A 17,107-nucleotide genomic window follows, 5' to 3' on the forward strand; every position below is an offset into this window, starting at 1 on the left:
GCGGAAGGAGACGGCGTGGGCGGACTCCAGCGGCTCGAGCAGCGGCTCGAGCAGATGATCTCCGGCGCGTTCGCCAAGGCGTTCCGCTCCGCCGTGCAGCCGGTGGAGATCTCGGCGGCCCTCCAGCGCGAGTGCGACAACAACGCGCAGATCCTGTCCCGCGACCGGCGCCTGGTGCCCAACGACTTCCACGTCGAGCTCGCTTCGAGCGACCTGGACCGGCTGGCGCCGTACGACACGGCGCTCGCCGACGAGCTCGCGCGGCAGGTCAAGACCCACGCCGACCAGCAGAGCTACGTGTTCCCCGGGCCGGTGAGCATCGGGTTCGAGGCGGCCGAGGACCTCACCACCGGGCGGTTCCGGATCCGCAGCCGGGCCCAGGCCAAGGTGACGGGTACGGCGACGCACACCCAGACCCGCAGGGCGCGTGCCCTGCTCGAGGTCAACGGCACCCGGCACCCGCTCCAAGCGCCCGGCCTGGTGGTGGGCCGCGGCACGGAGGCCGACCTGCGCATCAACGACCCCGGCGTGAGCCGCCGGCACGTCGAGTTCGTGGTCTCGACGGGCTCGACCACCGGTGGCGGCGAGGCCGGCCTCTCGATCCAGGTCCACGACCTCGGCTCCACCAACGGCATGCTGGTCGACGGCCACCGCATCACCTCCACCGGCGTACGGGACGGGACCCAGGTGAAGATCGGCAACACCACGCTGACCGTCCGACTCGTCGAGGAGGGCTAGTGGTCACCACAGGAGGTTCGCCGTGTGTCCCGCACCCCGGGCACGCACCTCGCAGCGTTGCCGTCGCTCGCTGGACGATCAGGTACGGCTTCGCTCCGGCGCCTTGCGAGGCACGCACCCGGAGCACGGGCCACCCCCGACGCACCTCCGGCGGTGACCACTAGGTGTCCGAGCTGACCCTCTTCCTGATCAGGATCGCCTACCTGGCGATCCTGTGGATCTTCGTCCTCTCCGCGATCTCGGTGATCCGCTCCGACATGTTCGGCGCGCGGGTCCCGGAGGCGGCGCGCGGTGCCCGCGGGGGCAAGGTCCCGAAACAGCCCAAGCAGCCGAGCAGGCGCCGCGGCGCACCGACGCACGTCTACGTCTCCGCCGGGTCGAACGCCGGCGAGCGGGTCAACCTCGACCGCGCGCCGATCCTCATCGGCCGCGGCGCGGACGCCGCCATCCGGCTCGACGACGACTACGTCTCGACCCGGCACGCCCGGATCGCCGCCTCGGGCGACCAGTGGTTCGTCGAGGATCTCGGCTCCACCAACGGCACCTACGTCGGCACCGTGCGCATCACCCAGCCGACCACGCTCTCGCTCGGCACCCAGGTTCGCATCGGGAAGACCGTCCTGGAGCTCAGGAAGTAGCCGGCGATGACCGACGGCACCTCCGGCGCGCCCGCGAGCCTGCGGCTGCTCTTCGCGGCGACGTCCGACGTCGGCCGCGTGCGCAAGGACAACCAGGACTCCGGGTACGCCGGACCCTGGCTGCTCGCGGTCTGCGACGGCGTCGGCGGCGCGGCCCGCGGCGACATCGCCTCGTCGACCGCGATCGCGCAATTGCGCCGGATCGACGTCCCGCCCACCGACGAGCCGGACCACGACCTGCTCGGCCGGGTGGCCGGCGCCCTGCACCGCGCGCACGACCGGATCGGCGAGCTGGTCGACGAGGACCCGGCCCTGAGCGGCACCAGCACCACCGCGACCCTCGCGCTCTTCGACGGCCAGCGGGTCGGCATGGGCCACGTCGGCGACAGCCGTGCGTACCTCTACCGCGGCGGCGAGATCACCCAGCTCACCGCTGACCACACCTTCGTGCAGACGCTCATCGACGAGGGCCGGATCACCGAGAAGGACGCGCGGGTCCACCCGCACCGCAACATCATCCTCAAGGCGCTCGACGGCGTCCACGAGTCCGAGCCCGACCTGTTCGTCATCGAGCTCGCCGCCGGCGACCGGCTCCTGCTCTGCAGCGACGGGGCGAGCGGCGTACTCCCCGACGGCCGGCTGGCCGACATCCTGTCCGGCGGCAGCGCCGAGTACGCCGCCGTCGAGCTGGTCCGCGCGAGCCTGGAGGCCGGCAGCTCCGACAACGTCACCTGCCTGGTCGCCGACGTCGTCGCCGACCAGGGCGGCCCGGCCGCCGAGCCGCTCGTGGTCGGCGCCGCCGCCGAGCCGCGGCCGCGCACCCGTGGCGTGGCCGGGATGGGCGCGCTGTTCCGCGGCCACCGCGCAGGCGACACCGGCGAGCTGGAGCCGGTACGGGCCGAGATCCCCGACGACCTGCCCGGCGGCGCGTTCGCGATCAGCAGCGACCCGATCGACCCGGAGCAGGCGCGCTACGCGCCCCGCGCACCGCGCCGGTTCGTCTGGCTCAAGCGGCTGTTCACGGGGCTCGTCGTGGTCGGCCTGGCCTGGACCGGGCTCGCCTACGCCTACGGGTGGAGCCAGGACCAGTTCTACGTCGGCGAGCAGGACGGCGCCGTCACGATCTTCCGGGGCATCAACACCCAGATCGCCGGCTTCGAACTGTCCGAGCCCTACGAGACCAGCGACGTCCAGGTCGACCTGCTCGGCAAGATCGAGGCCGACCGGGTCCGCGAGGGCATCGCCTACGACAACCTCGCGGACGCCGAGGCCAAGGTCCAGGACCTCGCGGCCCGCCAGCAGGCGGACGCGCCGACGGGGCCGTCCTGATGGCGCAGTCCGGCAGCTTCCTCGGGTTCGTGCACCGGCGCCGCCGGGGCGCGGAGCTGTTCCTGCTCGTGCTCGCCCTCGCCGTCGGCATCGGGGCGTACGCCGCGGTGGGCATCGGCGTCGACCAGGAGGTCCCCACCGACCTGCTCGGGTACGGCGGCTGGCTGGCCGCCCTGCTGATCGGCGCCCACGTCGTGATCCGCCTGGTCGCGCCGTACGCCGATCCGGTGCTGCTGCCCATCGTCGCGGCCCTCAACGGCTTCGGGCTCGCGGTGATCCACCGCCTCGACCTGGCCGCGGAGGCGGTCGACCGCAAGGCCGACTACGCCCAGCAGCAGCTGGTCTGGATGACGCTCGGCGTGATCCTGTTCGTCGCGACCCTGCTGGTCATCCGCGACCACCGGGTGCTCCAGCGGCTCACCTACACCAGCGGCCTCGCCGCGATCGCATTGCTGCTCCTGCCGCTGCTCCCCGGGATCGGCAACGAGGTCAACGGCGCCCTGATCTGGATCCAGGTCGGGCCGTTCAACTTCCAGCCGGGCGAGCTCGCCAAGGTGCTGCTGGTGATCGCGTTCGCGGGCTACCTGGTGCTGCACCGCGACGCGCTCGCGCTCGCCGGCCGCCGGGTGCTGTTCGTCGACCTGCCCCGCGGCCGCGACCTCGGCCCGATCCTCGCGATGTGGCTGGTCAGCCTCGGCATCCTGGTCTTCCAGCGCGATCTCGGCTCCAGCCTGCTGTTCTTCGGCGTCTTCCTGGTGATGCTCTACGTCGCCACCGAGCGCCCTGGCTGGCTGGTCGTCGGCGGCCTGCTCTTCGCGGGCGGCGCGACGGCGGCGTACACCCTCTTCGACCACGTGCGCGTGCGCTTCGACATCTGGCTCAACCCGTTCGACTACTACACCGCCGAGCAGGGCGGGCAGAGCTACCAGCCGGTCGAGGCGATGTTCGGCATGGGCTGGGGCGGGCTGATCGGCCGCGGCTTCGGCGAGGGCGACCCCTACCGGGTCCCGTTCGCCAACTCCGACTTCATCGTGGCGGCGATCGGCGAGGAGCTCGGCCTGACCGCCGTGATCGCGGTGATCATGATGTACGGCCTGATGGTCGAGCGGGCCCTGCGCACGGCGCTGATCTGCCGCGACGGCTTCGGCAAGCTGATGGCCACCGGCCTCGGCACCGTGCTCGCCGTCCAGGTGTTCGTGGTCATCGGCGGCGTGACCGGGCTGATCCCGCTGACCGGCCTCACCACGCCGTTCCTCTCGTACGGCGGCTCCTCGCTGATCGCCAACTGGGTGATCGTCGCGCTGCTGCTGCGCATCTCCGACCAGGCCCGCCGGCCGGTGCCTCGGCTGTCGGGCGACACCGCGGCCATCGACTCAGACGCCACTCAGGTGGTGAAGCTGTGATGCCGACGTGAACAAGCCGATCCGGACGATCTCGATCTTCTGCCTGCTGCTGTTCCTGGCGCTGATGGTCAACGCCTCCTACCTGCAGTACTGGAAGGCCGGGAAGCTCGGCGACGACCCGCGCAACCGGCGCGAGATCGTGGCGTCGTACTCCCGCGAGCGCGGCGCGATCCTCACCGGCCGCACCGCGGTCGCGGAGAGCGTCGAGTCCGACGACGTCTACAAGTTCCAGCGCACCTACCCCCAGCCGATGATGTACGCGCCGATCACGGGGTGGTTCTCCTACTACTCCCAGGCCGGCGTCGAGCTGACCCGCAACGACGTGCTCTCCGGCGAGGACTCCCGGCTGTTCGTCACCAAGCTGGTCGACCTGCTCAGCAACGAGCCGCCGCAGGGCGGCAACGTGCAGCTCACGATCGACCGCGCCGCACAGCAGGCCGCCTACGACGGCCTCAGGGCCGTCGGCCCCGGCGTGCAGGGCGCCGTGGTCGCCATCGAGCCGAACACCGGCAGGATCCTGGCGATGGCCTCGCTGCCGACCTACGACCCGAACAAGCTCGCCTCGCACGACCTCGGCGCGGTCACCGACACCTTCGACCGGCTCGAGAAGGACCCGGCCCAGCCGCTGCTCAACCGCGCGATCCAGACCCGGCTCCCGCCCGGCTCGACGTTCAAGGTGGTCACCGCGGCCGCGGCGATCGAGAAGGGCCTCTACAAGGCGGACGACCGGGTGCCGGGCGGCGACACCTACCAGCTGCCGCTGACGTCCGGGCCGACCGGCCTGATCGACAACGAGGGCCGCAGCTGCGGCGCGAACGGCTCGACGATCCCGTTCACCCAGGCGATGGGCCAGTCCTGCAACACCTCGTTCGCGCAGATCGCCGGGCAGGTCGGCGCCGAGGACATGCTGAGGACCGCGGAGGGCTTCGGCTTCAACAGCAGCTACCTCGACGACCTGAGCGCGCAGGCCCGGTCGGTGTTCCCCGACGAGCTCGACGACGCCGAGCTCGGGCAGAGCGGCTTCGGCCAGTTCGAGGTGTCCGCGACGCCGCTGCAGATGGCGATGGTCGCGGCCGGGCTCGCCAACGGCGGCACCGTGATGAAGCCCTACCTCGTCGACGAGGAGCAGTCCGCCAACCTCGACGTGCTCGACAAGACCGAGCCGCAGGAGCTGTCCCGGGCGGTCTCGCCGACGACCGCGAGCGAGGTCACCAAGCTGATGGTGGCGACCGTCAACGAGGGCACCGCCAGCCCGGCGCGGATCGACGGCATCTCGGTGGCCGGCAAGACCGGCACCGCGCAGAGCGGCATCCCCGACGTCCCGCCGTACGCCTGGTTCATCTCCTACGCGCCGGCGGACAACCCCGAGGTCGCCGTCGCCGTCATGATCCAGAGGGCCGACATCGATCGAGGCGAGATCGCCGGCGGCCTGATCGGCGGCCCGATCGCGAAGGCCGTGATGGAGGCGGTGATCAAGTGACCGAGACGCCCGACAGCTCCGCCGACGACGCGCGGCGCTACCGGCTCGAGCGCCGCCTCGCCACGGGCGGCATGGGCGAGGTGTGGCGCGCGACCGACACCACCCTCGGCCGCGAGGTCGCGGTCAAGCTGCTCAAGCAGGAGTACGCCGACGACCCGTCGTTCCGCGCCCGCTTCGAGGTCGAGGCGCAGCACGCCGGTGCCCTGCACCACCCGAACATCGCGACCGTCTACGACTACGGCGCCGGCGACGACGGCCGCCCGTACCTCGTGATGGAGCTGGTCGACGGCCAGCCGCTGTCCGCGCTGCTGCGGCCGGACACCCCGATGGACCCGGCCGCCGTCCGCGAGCTGCTCGCCCAGGCCGCCGACGGCCTCGGGGCCGCGCACGCCGCCGGCATCGTGCACCGCGACGTGAAGCCGGCCAACCTGCTGGTAACTCCCGACCGGCGCGTGAAGATCACCGACTTCGGCATCGCCCGCGCCGCCGAGGGCATGGGGCTGACCCGGACCGGCGAGGTGATGGGCACCCCGCAGTACCTCTCCCCCGAGCAGGCGCAGGGCCAGAGCGCCACGGCCGCGTCCGACGTCTACTCGCTCGGCGTGGTCGCGTTCGAGTGCCTCGCCGGACACCGGCCCTACGCCGCCGACACCGCCGTCGCGACCGCGCTCATGCACCTGCGCGAGCCGGTGCCCTCGCTGCCGGACGCCGTCCCGGCCGACCTGGCCGCCGTCGTACGCCGGTCGATGGCCAAGCTCCCGCAGGACCGGTACGCCGACGGCGCGGCCCTCGCGGCCGCGCTGCGCGACCCGGCGACCGCCGCCACCCAGATCGCCGCCCAGGTCACCAGCCAGGTGGCCGCTCCGGTGGCGGCCGAGACCGCGGTGCTGCCGCCGGTGCACGCCGGTCCCGTCGCCGGCCACCAGCCCGCCGAGGGCAAGCGGGTCCGCAGGCGCAACGCCGCCTGGCCGGTGCTGCTCGTGCTCGCGCTGGTCGCGGTCGTCGTGCTCGCGATCCTCCTGATCGCGCAGTCGCTGGGCGACGACGAGCCGGCCGACGAGCCGAGCCAGCCCCCGACGCCGTCGCGGACGACCTCCGAGACGCCCTCGGAGGAGCCGACGTCCGAGCCGCCCACGCCCAGCGAGACCCCCTCGCAGACGCCGTCGGAGACACCGAGCCAGACGCCGTCCGAGACCCCCTCGGAGACGCCGAGCCAGACGCCCTCGCAGACGCCCAGCGAGACGCCGTCCGAGACCCCGAGCCAGACCCCCTCCGGAACCCCGTCCCCCAGCGCAGCGAGCAGTGAGGCCAGGTCGATGCGTCGATGAGCAACCAACCGCCGACCCTGATCGGGGGTCGCTACGAGCTCGGCGAGCTGCTCGGCCGAGGTGGCATGGCCGAGGTGCGCAAGGGTACCGACACCCGGCTCGGCCGGGTCGTCGCCGTCAAGCGGCTGCGCACCGACCTCGCGAGCGACGCGACCTTCCAGGCCCGGTTCCGGCGGGAGGCGCAGTCCGCGGCCTCGCTCAACCACCCCGCGATCGTCGCGGTCTACGACACCGGCGAGGAGCCCGCGACCGACGGATCCGGGATCTCCCAGCCCTACATCGTCATGGAGTACGTCGCCGGGCGGACCCTGCGCGACATCCTGCGCGAGGGCCGCAAGATCCTGCCCGAGCGCGCGCTGGAGATCACCAGCGGCGTGCTCTCCGCCCTCGACTACAGCCACCGCGCGGGGATCATCCACCGCGACATCAAGCCCGGCAACGTGATGCTCACGCCGAGCGGCGACGTGAAGGTGATGGACTTCGGCATCGCCCGCGCGATCAGCGACGCGTCCTCGACGATGACCCAGACCGCGGCGGTCGTCGGTACGGCGCAGTACCTCTCGCCCGAGCAGGCGCGCGGTGAGACGGTCGACTCCCGCTCCGATGTCTACTCCGCCGGCTGCCTGCTCTACGAACTGCTGACCGGCCGCCCGCCGTTCGTGGGCGACAGCCCGGTCGCGGTCGCCTACCAGCACGTACGCGAGCCCGCCCTGCCGCCGTCCGACCACGACACCGAGCTGCCGTCCGAGGTCGACGCGATCGTGATGAAGGCGCTCGCGAAGCGGGTCGAGGACCGCTACCAGTCGGCGGCGGCGATGCGCAGCGACATCGAGCGCTACCTGGCCGGCCGTCCGGTCCAGGCTCCGGTGCCGCCGCCGGTGCCGGACCCCTCGCCGTACCCCACCGCCGCGACCGCGGTGGTCGCGCCCGTGCCGCCGGAGGAGGACGACTCCCCGCGCGGGCGCACCGGTCTGCTCGTCGCGCTCGGGCTGCTGCTGGTGGTGCTGATCGCCGGTGCGGCGTACCTGATGCCGCGGCTGTTCGAGTCCGCGCCGGAGGAGGTCGCGGTCCCGAACGTGATCGGCAAGAACGAGAACCAGGCGCGCACCCTGATCGGCGAGGCCGGTCTCGCGGTGGGCACCATCGACCGCCAGAACAGCGAGAACGTGCCCGCCGGCAGGGTGATCAGCCAGGACCCGGGCGCCGACCAGTTCGTGGCGCCCGACAGCCCGGTGGCGCTGGTGATCTCGCTGGGCAAGCCCGAGGTGCAGGTGCCCGACGTCGTCGGCGACCCCAAGGAGGAGGCGCGGGCCACGCTCGAGGCGGCCAAGCTCAAGGTCACCCTCGAGGAGGAGGAGTCGGACGAGGAGGCGGGCGTCGTCACGCGCACCGATCCCGCGCCGGGCCAGCCGGTCGCCCAGGGCACCAACGTCACCGTCTACTACTCCGACGGCCAGGAGCTGATCCCCGACGTCCGCGGCCTGATGCAGGCGGAGGCGAAGACCGAGATCCGCAAGGCGGGCTTCAAGGTCCAGGTCGAGGAGGACCCCACCAGCACCGAGCCGGCCGGCACGGTGGTCAACCAGTTCCCCCCGCCCGGGCAGCCGGCACCCGAGGGCACCACCGTGACGATCCAGGTGTCGACGTACGTGGAGCCGAGCGAGACCCCGACGGACACGCCGACCGAGTCGCCGACGACGGAGTCCCCGACGATCCCGCCGCTGGGGGAGCGGCCGCTCAGCTCCCCGCCGGGCCGAGCGGGGTGGCGAAGTTCAGGTCGAGCAGGCCGTCGTACGCCGGAGCGGTGACCGAGTCCTCGAGCTCGAGGTCCCACCCGACGGAGATCTCGGGGTCGGCGGCCTGGGCCCGGTAGGTCTGCAGGTACTCGTCGTCCTCGATGGCCGTGAGCAGGTCGCCCTGGTCGCCGACGGCCGAGATCACGTAGGGCTGAGGGTAGGGCACGCCCTGGAGTTGGACCGCGTTGCCCTCGCACTTGATGCCGGTGGTCGACACGATCCGCTGGCCGGCGATGGTGACCGCGGTGGCGCCGCCCTTCCAGAGCGCGTTGACGACCGCCTGGATGTCCTGCTGGTGGACCAGCAGGAGGTTGACGTTGCCGGTCGTGGAGTTGATCAGGTCCTCGGGGGCGTCGGACAGCGTGATGGTGACGCCCGGGCCCGACCGCGGCACGAGCCCGGCCGGGTCCTTCAGCTTCGCGATCCGGCGGTGGTAGCGGTTGACCTCGCGGTCCTTCATCGCCGCGCTCAGCGCGGACACCTGGGCGTCGAGGTCCGAGACCTCCTGCCGCAGGGCGTCGTACTGGTCGGACTCGTCCTGGACCAGCGCGGCGAGGTCGGTGTAGCGGCCCGGGCGCAGGTCGGTGCCGTCGGAGTCGGCGGCGCTCACGACGAACAGCGACCCGCAGAGCAGGACGACGACCGGCGTACCGATCCGCCAGGCGGTGCGCCTGCGGCCCTGCTGCGGGCGGGTGCCGGGGAGCGCGAGCCGACGCCGACGCTCCCCGGAGTCCACGGACTCCGGGGGTCGAGCGTGAGTTCCACCGGACACGCCGACTAAGGTAACCCGGAGACTCGTCCGACCCGATCCAGGAGCACCCGTGGCCAAGGCCCCCGCGGACCCCCTCGCCCCGCAGCGAGGCCCGATCCTCACGCCGCGCTTCCTCGTGGCCGTCGTTCTCATGGTGCTCGGCGTCGCCTGGATGGCCTACTACTACATCGTCGTCCGGGTCGACCCGACCGAGTTCCCGGCGCCCGACCCGGGCAAGCCGGCGTTCCTGGCCGATCTCGGCAACTGGAACTACCTGATCGGGTTCGGCCTGCTGCTGCTCGGCCTGGTGGCCTCCGCGCACCCATCGACCCCGCTCGGCCGGGGCCGCGGCGTCGTGGTCGGCATGCTCGGCTGCTTCCTCGTCGGCCTGCTGTGGATCTGCACCTACTACGTCTTCAGCAACGACATGTCCAGCATCCCGGTCTTCAACGACCTCGGCCAGAAGAACCTGATCGTCGGCATCGCCTTCATGGCGGTCGGCTTCACCTTCGCCACCCGCTGGGAGTGACCCCGACTCGGCGCGTCTTGCCCGCGTGGGGCCGTCGAGTCGGCGCAACTTGCCCGCCAGTAAACGCCGAGTCGGCGCATCTTGCCCCGGGCACGGGGCTGGCGGGTGCCGTCTGTCCACACTGGGGATAACCGCTGTGGAGAACTACACGCGTGTAGTTCTCCACAGGAGATTCCACAGCTGTGGAGCCGGCAGCGGGCAAAACCCGCCGACTCGGCACCCTGACGCGGGCAAAACCCGCCGACTCGGCACCCTGACGCGGGCAAAACCCGCCGACTCGGCACTCTGACGCGGGCAAGACCCGCCGACTCGGCGTCAGGCGAGGGTGGCGCTGCGGAGGATGATCGCGAGCACGGTGAGGGCACCGATGGCGACCATGCCGGAGACCTGGACCAGGGTCCGGCGGGAGCCGCGGGGGGCGTAGACGAGGACGCCGGCGACGGCGGCGCCGCCGAGGAAGCCGCCGAGGTGGCCCTGCCAGGAGATCCCGGCGAAGAGGAACGTGAAGGCGAAGTTGATCGCGATCCAGGTGAGGACCGTGCGGTAGTCGCCGCCGATCTTGTGGACGACGACCAGCAGCGCGCCCATCAGGCCGAAGATCGCACCGGAGGCGCCGACGGTGGCCGTGGTCTCACCGGAGAACCAGTAGACGAACGCGGAGCCGGTGAGCGCCGCAAGCAGGTAGAGCGCGAGGAACCGCGCCCGGCCGATGGCCATCTCGAGCTGCGGGCCGAGCACGTAGAGCGCGAGCATGTTGAACGCGATGTGCCACGGCTGCGCATGCGTGAACGCGCTCGTCATCAGCTGCCAGTAGGCACCGTCGGCGACGCCGGGCACCCACGTCGCGCCGCCCACCGTGTTGCAGAGTGTCTCGCTGCCGACCTGCGGGAAGAAGCCGCCGTCGGCCGTGCAGAGCCCACGCGCGTGCAGCGACAGCCAGTAGTAGAGCCACCCGCCCTGGCCGCCGGTGGCCAGCACCGCCAGCCAGACGGCGACGTTGACGCCGATCAGCACGAACGACGTCAGCCCGGCGTTCGTGGGCCGCAGCCCGCCGTACGCCGTGCGGCCGCTGCGCGTGGCCTGCTTACCCTCCGCCACGCAGTCGGGGCACTGGAAGCCCACAGACGCGTCGTGCATGCAGTCCGGGCAGATGGTCCGGTCGCAGCGCTGGCAGCGGATGTAGGACTCCCGGCCGGGGTGCCGGTAGCAGGTCGGCACCCCGGTCTCGGGGGTCGGAGGCTGAGTCATGCTCGGGGAGACAAGCTCAGTCCTGGAGCTCGACCGACTCGATGACGACCGGCTCGGCCGGGCGGTCGCCGGGGCCGGTCGCGGTGGTGGCGATCGCGTCGACGACGTCGCGCGAGGCCTGGTCGGCGACCTCGCCGAAGATCGTGTGCTTGAAGTTCAGCCAGGTGGTCGCGCCGACGGTGATGAAGAACTGCGAGCCGTTGGTGCCCGGGCCGGCGTTGGCCATCGCGAGCAGATAGGGCTTGTCGAAGACCAGCTCGGGGTGCGGCTCGTCCTTGAAGGTGTAGCCCGGCCCGCCGGTGCCGGTGCCGAGCGGGCAGCCGCCCTGGATCATGAAGCCGGTGATGACCCGGTGGAAGGTGAGGCCGTCGTAGAACGGGCCGCTGCGGCCGTTGCCGGCGTCGTAGTCCTTGCTGCCGTCGGCGAGCCCGGTGAAGTTCGCGACCGTCTCGGGAGCGTGGTTCGGGAACAGGTTGAGCGTGATGTCGCCGCGGTTCGTGTGCAGGACGGCCTGGTCAGCCATGAGTGCCTCTCGCTTCTGATGGGTACACCCGAGGCGTACCTCGGGCAGACGTGCGACCCCGATCCTCGCACGACCGCCAAGCAGAACGACGACTGGTGACCTCCCGGGTGCCATGATCGAATGAGTAGGACACGACGAGAGGAAGTGCCGACATGGGTCTTCGCAAGAACAAGTCCCTCCTCGACCAGGCGACCGACACCGTGAGCCAGTACGCCGACCAGGTCAAGCCCCAGGTGGAGAACGCCGTCGCCGCGGCGAAGGAGAAGGCCGGGCCGGTGCTCGCGGACGCGAAGGCGAAGGCCGCTCCCGCCCTCGCGGACGCCAGGGCCAAGGCCGCACCGGTGGTGGCGACGGGCGCGGCGCTCGCCGCCGAGAAGCTCGCGGCCGGCGCCCAGGCGGTCGCCGACAAGGCCGACGAGGTCTCCACGACGGCCACGGCCGCCGCGACCCCGAAGAAGGGCCGCAGGATCAGGAAGCTGCTGCTGATCACCGGCATCGCCGCGGCGGCCGCGTTCATCGCCAAGAGGCTGCGCGGCGGCAGCGAGAGCGAGAACTGGCAGTCGTCGTACACCCCGACGCCGGCCCCGCGCCCGGCGACCGAGGAGGACGCCGGCGGCGCCTCGGCCGGCGAGGCGATCGCCGACGAGGCCGAGGCGGAGTCGCCGCACCCGGTGACGACGCCGGACGACCCGGCCGACGTGGTGGACGTCGACAAGAAGTGACCCGTTGGTCAGGGGCGGTTGGCGTCGATCCAGTCGTCGATCCGCTCCCACCAGCCGAACAGCCAGTCGATCCGCTCCTCGCGGCCGGCGGGGATCTCGTCGCGCGGCACCTGCCACCAGCGCATCACGATGCGCTTGTCCATCGGCAGCTCGCGCCACACGTCGCCGACGGTGAGCATGTGGTCGAGCCCGGTGTGCGCGACCAGCACCACGTCGGCCCCGGGAGCCGCGTCCAGCGCGGCGAGGAGGCCGCCCGGCCGGGGTGCGAGCACGTGGATCATCCGCTCGGCGCGCTCGGCCATCCGCTCCATGCCGAGGCGGCGGAGCCGGTCGATCGCGCGCTGCCGCCGGCGCGGGGTGAAGTTGCCGCCCTCGGGGAAGATCACGAAGGCGTCGTTCTCGTCGAGCCCGGTCGCGAGCGAGGCGATCTGGGCCTCCAGGTCGGCCCCGCCGGTCGGGTTGGGCGTGATGAACCGCGCCGGGATCCGGTTGAGCAGTACGTCGATGGCCGGGTCCCACGCGAGGGTGTCCTTGAGCACCACCCGCGGCTCGCGGCCGTACCACGCCATCAGCGTGTGGATCAGCACGAACGAGTCGCCCGGCCCGGCGTGCCGGCAGCACACCAGGATCGGCCGGCCCGGGTGCGCGTTCGGCGTCGGGCCCTCGGTGCCGATGGTCAGCCGCAGCACCCGCCGAGCCTCGCGGAAGAAGACCCACATGGTGCCCTGCACCAGGTCGTAGTGGATGCCCTCGAAGTACGGCGTGCGCAGCCGCCACCCGAAGCCGCTGGCGATCCAGAGGCCGAGCATCACCACGAGCAGCAGCGCCTCGCAGGTGAGGTAGACGATCGCGACCCACAGGACGCGCAGCGGGCGCAGCCGTCCGCGGATCAGCGGCGACAGCGCGGCGGCGCCGATCAGCCACAGCGGCAGCGTCACCCAGACCAGCGCGGCCAGCGCGACGACCGCGGGCGCGATGACGAGCCGCCGCAGCAACCACGTCACCGGGGGAGTCACCGGTGACTCACAAGATCTCGTCGAGGTAGGCGACCGACGCGGCGTACGTCTCGTCGATCCGCTGCTGGACGCCCGAGAAGTCGCGGCTGCCGCGCAGGCTGTCGTCCTTGCCGGACGTGCCGCGGGCGGGGAGGACGTGGGCCTCCACCCCGGCGGGGAGCTCGTCGAGCTCTCGGTTGAAGCGGTGCCGCCGGGCGATCTCGAAGGACACCCGCGCCACCTCCCACGGCCGGCGCGGCACCGAGAGCGGCCGGTCGATCCGGCCGACCTGGAGCACGAACACCCGGGTGGCGCCGAGCCGGACGGCGCGGCCGAGCGGGATGGAGTTCACGATGCCGCCGTCGAGGTAGTGCTCGTCGCCCACCTTCGCCGGCGGCAGCAGCCCGGGTACGGCGGCGCTCGCGACGACCGCGTCGACGACCGGTCCCGTGTCGAACCAGTGCTCCGCGGCCCGCTCGATGCTCGCCGCGCAGACCTGGAACCGGACCGGCAGCTCCTCGAACGTGACGGAGCCGAACTCCTCGACGAGCGCCTGCTTGAGCGGCGTGGCCGACCAGAGGTGGGTGCCGGTGCTCATGGCCCGGCGGACGGTGCGCAGCGGGCGGTCGCCGTACACCTGCGCGGCCTGCTCGGAGGCGCCCTGCCAGAGCGCGGTCAGCTTCTCGACCACGCCGACGTCGGGCTGGCGGGCGACGAGCGCGCCGTTGAGGGCGCCGACGCTGGTGCCGAGGACCAGGTCGGGGACGACGCCGCGCTCGAGGAGTGCGCGGAGCATCCCGACCTCGGCGGCGCCGAGCACGCCGCCGCCGCCGAGCACGAATGCCGTCGTCACACCGTGGAGGGTCCCACGAGCTCCGGGTGCTCGGCACGCACCTTCTGCACGACCTGGTGCTCGACCCAGAAGATCAGCAGCGGGATCAGGCCGGCGACGAACATCAGCAGCGTGAAGCCGAGCGACCAGCGCGCCTGGCGCGCGAGGAGCAGCGCGACCACGACGTAGACCATGAACACCCAGCCGTGGACGACCCACAGGATGCTCGCCGACTCGCCGAACTCCTGGAGGCCGCTGCCCTCGGCGGCGAGGTACTTGAGCGGGGCGGCGACGAGTGCGCAGAACGCGAGCAGCACACCCACGACGAAGGCGAGCACGCGGTAGACCTGGAACAGCTTCACGGACTCAGCCTACGGGGACGTCCCCGGCGGCCGGCTCGGCGGCAGCCGTGGTGACGGGCTCGTCCTCCTCGGTCACCCAGCGCCACCAGATGAACGCGGCGAACAGACCGAAGAACCACCACTCGATCGCGTAGAGGAGGTTGCGGATGCTCGTCAGCGCGCCCACCGGCGGCAACTGCTCGACCGACGCCTGCTCGAGGCCGGGCTCGGGCTCCCGGGCGACGCCGTACGCGCCGTACAGGTCCTGGTCGACGTGCTGGATGACGTCCGCGGTGCGCAGCTGCGGCAGGACGTCGTCGGTCGGGTCGTCGTCGGTCTGGCCGGTGCCCTCGGTCGGCTGGAGCCAGGCCTCGAGTTCGGCACCGCCGGTCGGCGCCGGCGGCGCGTCGGCGGGGTCGGCGACCCAGCCGCGGACGACGGGCAGCGCGGCCGCGCCCGGACCGCCGACCGCGAGCGGGGTGACGACCCAGTAGCCGGTGACGCCGGCGCGCTCGCGTCCGGAGACGTAGACCGTGCCGTCGGGCACCCAGGTGCCGGCGACCGACACCGGCTGTCCGACCTGCGGCGCCGGGAACGGGTCGTCGGGGCCCATCACGTCGGCGAGCGGCACGGCCGCGGCATCGGTCAGGTCGACCGCCTCGGCGTCGCGGGCGGCCTGCCAGGCGCCGTACTGCCACAGGCCGAGGCCGACGGCGATCCCGACGCACACCAGCGCCAGCAGGTGCGCGCCCCAGAACCTCGGAGCGAGCTTGCCGGACACCCGTGCTGACACCGCGCCAGCCTACGGCGTCCGCAGGTGGCGCTCGTCGGCGCCCGCCCGACTTCGCGCTCGCCCACCTCGACCACGTCGGCGGCATCGGCGACTACCCGTGGGCACGGGCGCACGTCTGCGCCGGCAAGCTGACCAGCTCGATCAGGAGAGGACGCCGGGCACTCCGGAGCCGCGTCACCCGCGCCGGATCACCGCGCGAGCGGTGGCCGCCACGGCGAGGTCGACGCCCTCGCCGCGGCCCCATCCGCTGCGGGCCACGCCGGCCAGGTGGTCGAGGACATCGAGGGTCGCGCTGCCGGCCGGTGGCGGCGAGAACCGGTCGTGCCCGCTCCGCCATCCCAGCGCGAACAGCAGGTCGCTGACCTCGCTGCGCCACTCCCGAGCCGCACCACCGCTCCCGGCCACGGCCAGCGCCATCCAGCCCGCCTGGCGCTCGGCGTCCTTGCTGCCCAGTGGAAGACGGCCGACGATGTGCCGCCAGAGTGCCTGCGGGTCCTGGCGGGCGCGCCTGGCGGCCGCGGTCGGGGCCAGCCGACCCTTGCGGACGCTGACCAACCCGAGTGCGCGAGCCGTGTCGCGCACGTGCGCGACGGGGGGTGTCAGGTCCTCGCGGTTGGCCTTGCCGATCCACCAGTCAGTGATGCCGCTGCGTTCCGCGAACTGCTCGACCACAACGGGTCGCAGGTAGCCGGCAGAGGTGAGCTCGACGCCGTCGCCGATGACGTCGAGGAGAATCTGGTAGGTCTCGGTCAGCCGCGCGGCCTCGGCCGCGTTCACCTCAGTCGGGCCGTGGGAGGCCGGCCGGGCCAGCACCTCCCGCAGCAGGCGGACGCCATGGTGTTCGAGCTGCTCGGCCAGCTCCGCCAGCTCACCGGTGACCGCGACCGGCTCGGCGACCACGACCGCGAGGGCAGCATTGGCCTCCTCGACGTCGAAGTGGTCGGGGTGCCAGTCGACCGGCAGCCAGTCATGGGCGTGGGCGGCGGCGTCGAAGACGCCGGGGAGCTGCGCGTCGTCGTACCCGCTGCGCACCCAGGCGGCGAGCTCCGCGTAGCCGCCGAGCCCACCGGAGTCCTCGGGCGGGCAGGCCATCCGCCCGCCCGTACAGCACGCCGTCGAGGGTGACTCCTCGAGCACCTCCTCGACCACCAGCCGGTGGTCCCAGCCGTCGCCGAAGTCGTACTCGTACCAGAGCTCGTCCCCCTTCTCGGCGACGACCTGGTCGAGTCGTACGTCGTCCTCCAGCACGCCGTCCTCGCCCTCGTCGAGGTCGAAGTGCGTGACGAAGTACGGCGAGCGGTGGTCGCTGCCGGCGCGGAACCGGTGGAGGTGGCTGTCGTACCACCCCATCGCGGCCTGGATCACCTCGTGCAGCCGCGGCAGGCTGAGGTCGCCGGGCAGCTCGAGTCGGCGCCAGACCGGCGGTCTCGCGCCGTACAGGTCCAGACGCACCCGGAACCCGCGGACCTCGCTCGGGACCGGGAGCAGCGCCGGCGCCTGGTCGCGCTGCAGCTTCTCGAAGATACTGGTCACCTGCCCGCTCATCAGGGCGTCGAGGAGCGCCTTGCTCTCCTCCGGGCTGGCTCCGGCTATCAGCTGCTTCACCAGGCGCTGAACGTCGGTCGGTTCGGTCACGTCGCACAGTCAATCACCGTCGACTC

The 17,107-nt window shown here is 72.4% G+C and carries 17 protein-coding genes; 9 read left to right on the forward strand and 8 right to left on the reverse strand.

Annotated elements, in window-relative coordinates; genetic code table 11:
• Positions 1-15: 15 nt before the first annotated feature.
• The 7 genes from ACYVKX_RS06155 (at position 16) to pknB (ending at position 8,724) form a co-directional block, all read left to right on the forward strand.
• The gene (locus ACYVKX_RS06155) at positions 16-738 is read left to right on the forward strand and encodes an FhaA domain-containing protein (protein WP_460829864.1); all 723 of its coding nucleotides are present in this window, start codon (positions 16-18) and stop codon (positions 736-738) included.
• A 164-nt stretch (positions 739-902) separates the two neighbouring features.
• Positions 903-1,376, forward strand: coding sequence for an FHA domain-containing protein FhaB/FipA (locus ACYVKX_RS06160; protein ID WP_460829865.1), 474 nt, complete (start codon positions 903-905; stop codon positions 1,374-1,376).
• A gap of 6 nt (positions 1,377-1,382) precedes the next feature.
• On the forward strand, positions 1,383-2,705 hold the full coding sequence (locus tag ACYVKX_RS06165) for a PP2C family protein-serine/threonine phosphatase (protein ID WP_460829866.1): 1,323 nt from the start codon (positions 1,383-1,385) through the stop codon (positions 2,703-2,705).
• Entirely contained in the window at positions 2,705-4,108 is a 1,404-nt protein-coding gene (locus ACYVKX_RS06170) for an FtsW/RodA/SpoVE family cell cycle protein (RefSeq protein ID WP_460829867.1), read from the forward strand. Before ACYVKX_RS06165 ends, ACYVKX_RS06170 begins: the two co-directional genes overlap by 1 nt.
• Positions 4,109-4,115: 7 nt before the next feature.
• Positions 4,116-5,588: a peptidoglycan D,D-transpeptidase FtsI family protein gene (locus tag ACYVKX_RS06175; protein WP_460829868.1), complete on the forward strand. Its 1,473-nt coding sequence runs from the start codon at positions 4,116-4,118 to the stop codon at positions 5,586-5,588.
• Positions 5,585-6,916 carry a serine/threonine-protein kinase gene (locus ACYVKX_RS06180; RefSeq protein WP_460829869.1) on the forward strand — a complete coding sequence of 444 codons (1,332 nt, stop codon included), beginning with the start codon at positions 5,585-5,587 and terminating at the stop codon, positions 6,914-6,916. The genes ACYVKX_RS06175 and ACYVKX_RS06180 overlap by 4 nt, the downstream gene beginning before the upstream one ends.
• Positions 6,913-8,724 (forward strand): Stk1 family PASTA domain-containing Ser/Thr kinase, encoded by a 1,812-nt coding sequence (gene pknB / locus ACYVKX_RS06185; RefSeq protein ID WP_460829870.1) that lies wholly within the window; start codon positions 6,913-6,915, stop codon positions 8,722-8,724. The genes ACYVKX_RS06180 and pknB overlap by 4 nt, the downstream gene beginning before the upstream one ends.
• Here the strand turns inward: pknB and ACYVKX_RS06190 are convergent.
• Positions 8,654-9,484 carry a DUF881 domain-containing protein gene (locus ACYVKX_RS06190; RefSeq protein WP_460829871.1) on the reverse strand — a complete coding sequence of 277 codons (831 nt, stop codon included), beginning with the start codon at positions 9,482-9,484 and terminating at the stop codon, positions 8,654-8,656. The two genes, pknB and ACYVKX_RS06190, sit on opposite strands and share 71 nt — an antisense overlap.
• A 49-nt stretch (positions 9,485-9,533) precedes the next feature.
• Here ACYVKX_RS06190 and ACYVKX_RS06195 point away from each other — a divergent pair, with 49 nt between their 5' ends.
• The gene (locus ACYVKX_RS06195; RefSeq protein WP_460829872.1) at positions 9,534-9,992 is read left to right on the forward strand and encodes a cell division protein CrgA; all 459 of its coding nucleotides are present in this window, start codon (positions 9,534-9,536) and stop codon (positions 9,990-9,992) included.
• 315 nt (positions 9,993-10,307) lie between these two features.
• On the opposite strand, the gene ACYVKX_RS06200 is transcribed toward ACYVKX_RS06195, so the two are convergent.
• Both ACYVKX_RS06200 and ACYVKX_RS06205 read right to left on the reverse strand, forming a co-directional pair.
• Positions 10,308-11,240 carry a rhomboid family intramembrane serine protease gene (locus ACYVKX_RS06200; RefSeq protein ID WP_460829873.1) on the reverse strand — a complete coding sequence of 311 codons (933 nt, stop codon included), beginning with the start codon at positions 11,238-11,240 and terminating at the stop codon, positions 10,308-10,310.
• 16 nt (positions 11,241-11,256) lie between these two features.
• Entirely contained in the window at positions 11,257-11,763 is a 507-nt protein-coding gene (locus tag ACYVKX_RS06205; protein ID WP_460829874.1) for a peptidylprolyl isomerase, read from the reverse strand.
• A gap of 152 nt (positions 11,764-11,915) precedes the next feature.
• Here ACYVKX_RS06205 and ACYVKX_RS06210 point away from each other — a divergent pair, with 152 nt between their 5' ends.
• Positions 11,916-12,485 carry a hypothetical protein gene (locus ACYVKX_RS06210; RefSeq protein WP_460829875.1) on the forward strand — a complete coding sequence of 190 codons (570 nt, stop codon included), beginning with the start codon at positions 11,916-11,918 and terminating at the stop codon, positions 12,483-12,485.
• A gap of 8 nt (positions 12,486-12,493) precedes the next feature.
• Here the strand turns inward: ACYVKX_RS06210 and ACYVKX_RS06215 are convergent, their stop codons facing one another.
• From ACYVKX_RS06215 to ACYVKX_RS06235, 5 genes are all read right to left on the reverse strand, one after another.
• On the reverse strand, positions 12,494-13,489 hold the full coding sequence (locus ACYVKX_RS06215; protein WP_460829876.1) for a 1-acyl-sn-glycerol-3-phosphate acyltransferase: 996 nt from the start codon (positions 13,487-13,489) through the stop codon (positions 12,494-12,496).
• Between the two features lie 19 nt (positions 13,490-13,508).
• A complete protein-coding gene (locus ACYVKX_RS06220) occupies positions 13,509-14,333 on the reverse strand; it encodes a patatin-like phospholipase family protein (protein ID WP_460829877.1) in 825 nt (274 codons plus the stop codon).
• Positions 14,330-14,674: a DUF3817 domain-containing protein gene (locus tag ACYVKX_RS06225; protein WP_460829878.1), complete on the reverse strand. Its 345-nt coding sequence runs from the start codon at positions 14,672-14,674 to the stop codon at positions 14,330-14,332. The genes ACYVKX_RS06220 and ACYVKX_RS06225 overlap by 4 nt, the downstream gene beginning before the upstream one ends.
• Positions 14,675-14,678: 4 nt before the next feature.
• Positions 14,679-15,446, reverse strand: coding sequence for an SURF1 family protein (locus ACYVKX_RS06230; protein ID WP_460829879.1), 768 nt, complete (start codon positions 15,444-15,446; stop codon positions 14,679-14,681).
• Between the two features lie 174 nt (positions 15,447-15,620).
• Positions 15,621-17,081 (reverse strand): plasmid pRiA4b ORF-3 family protein, encoded by a 1,461-nt coding sequence (locus tag ACYVKX_RS06235; RefSeq protein WP_460829880.1) that lies wholly within the window; start codon positions 17,079-17,081, stop codon positions 15,621-15,623.
• Between the last annotated feature and the right edge of the window lie 26 nt (positions 17,082-17,107).

Source organism: Nocardioides hungaricus, from assembly GCF_054782915.1.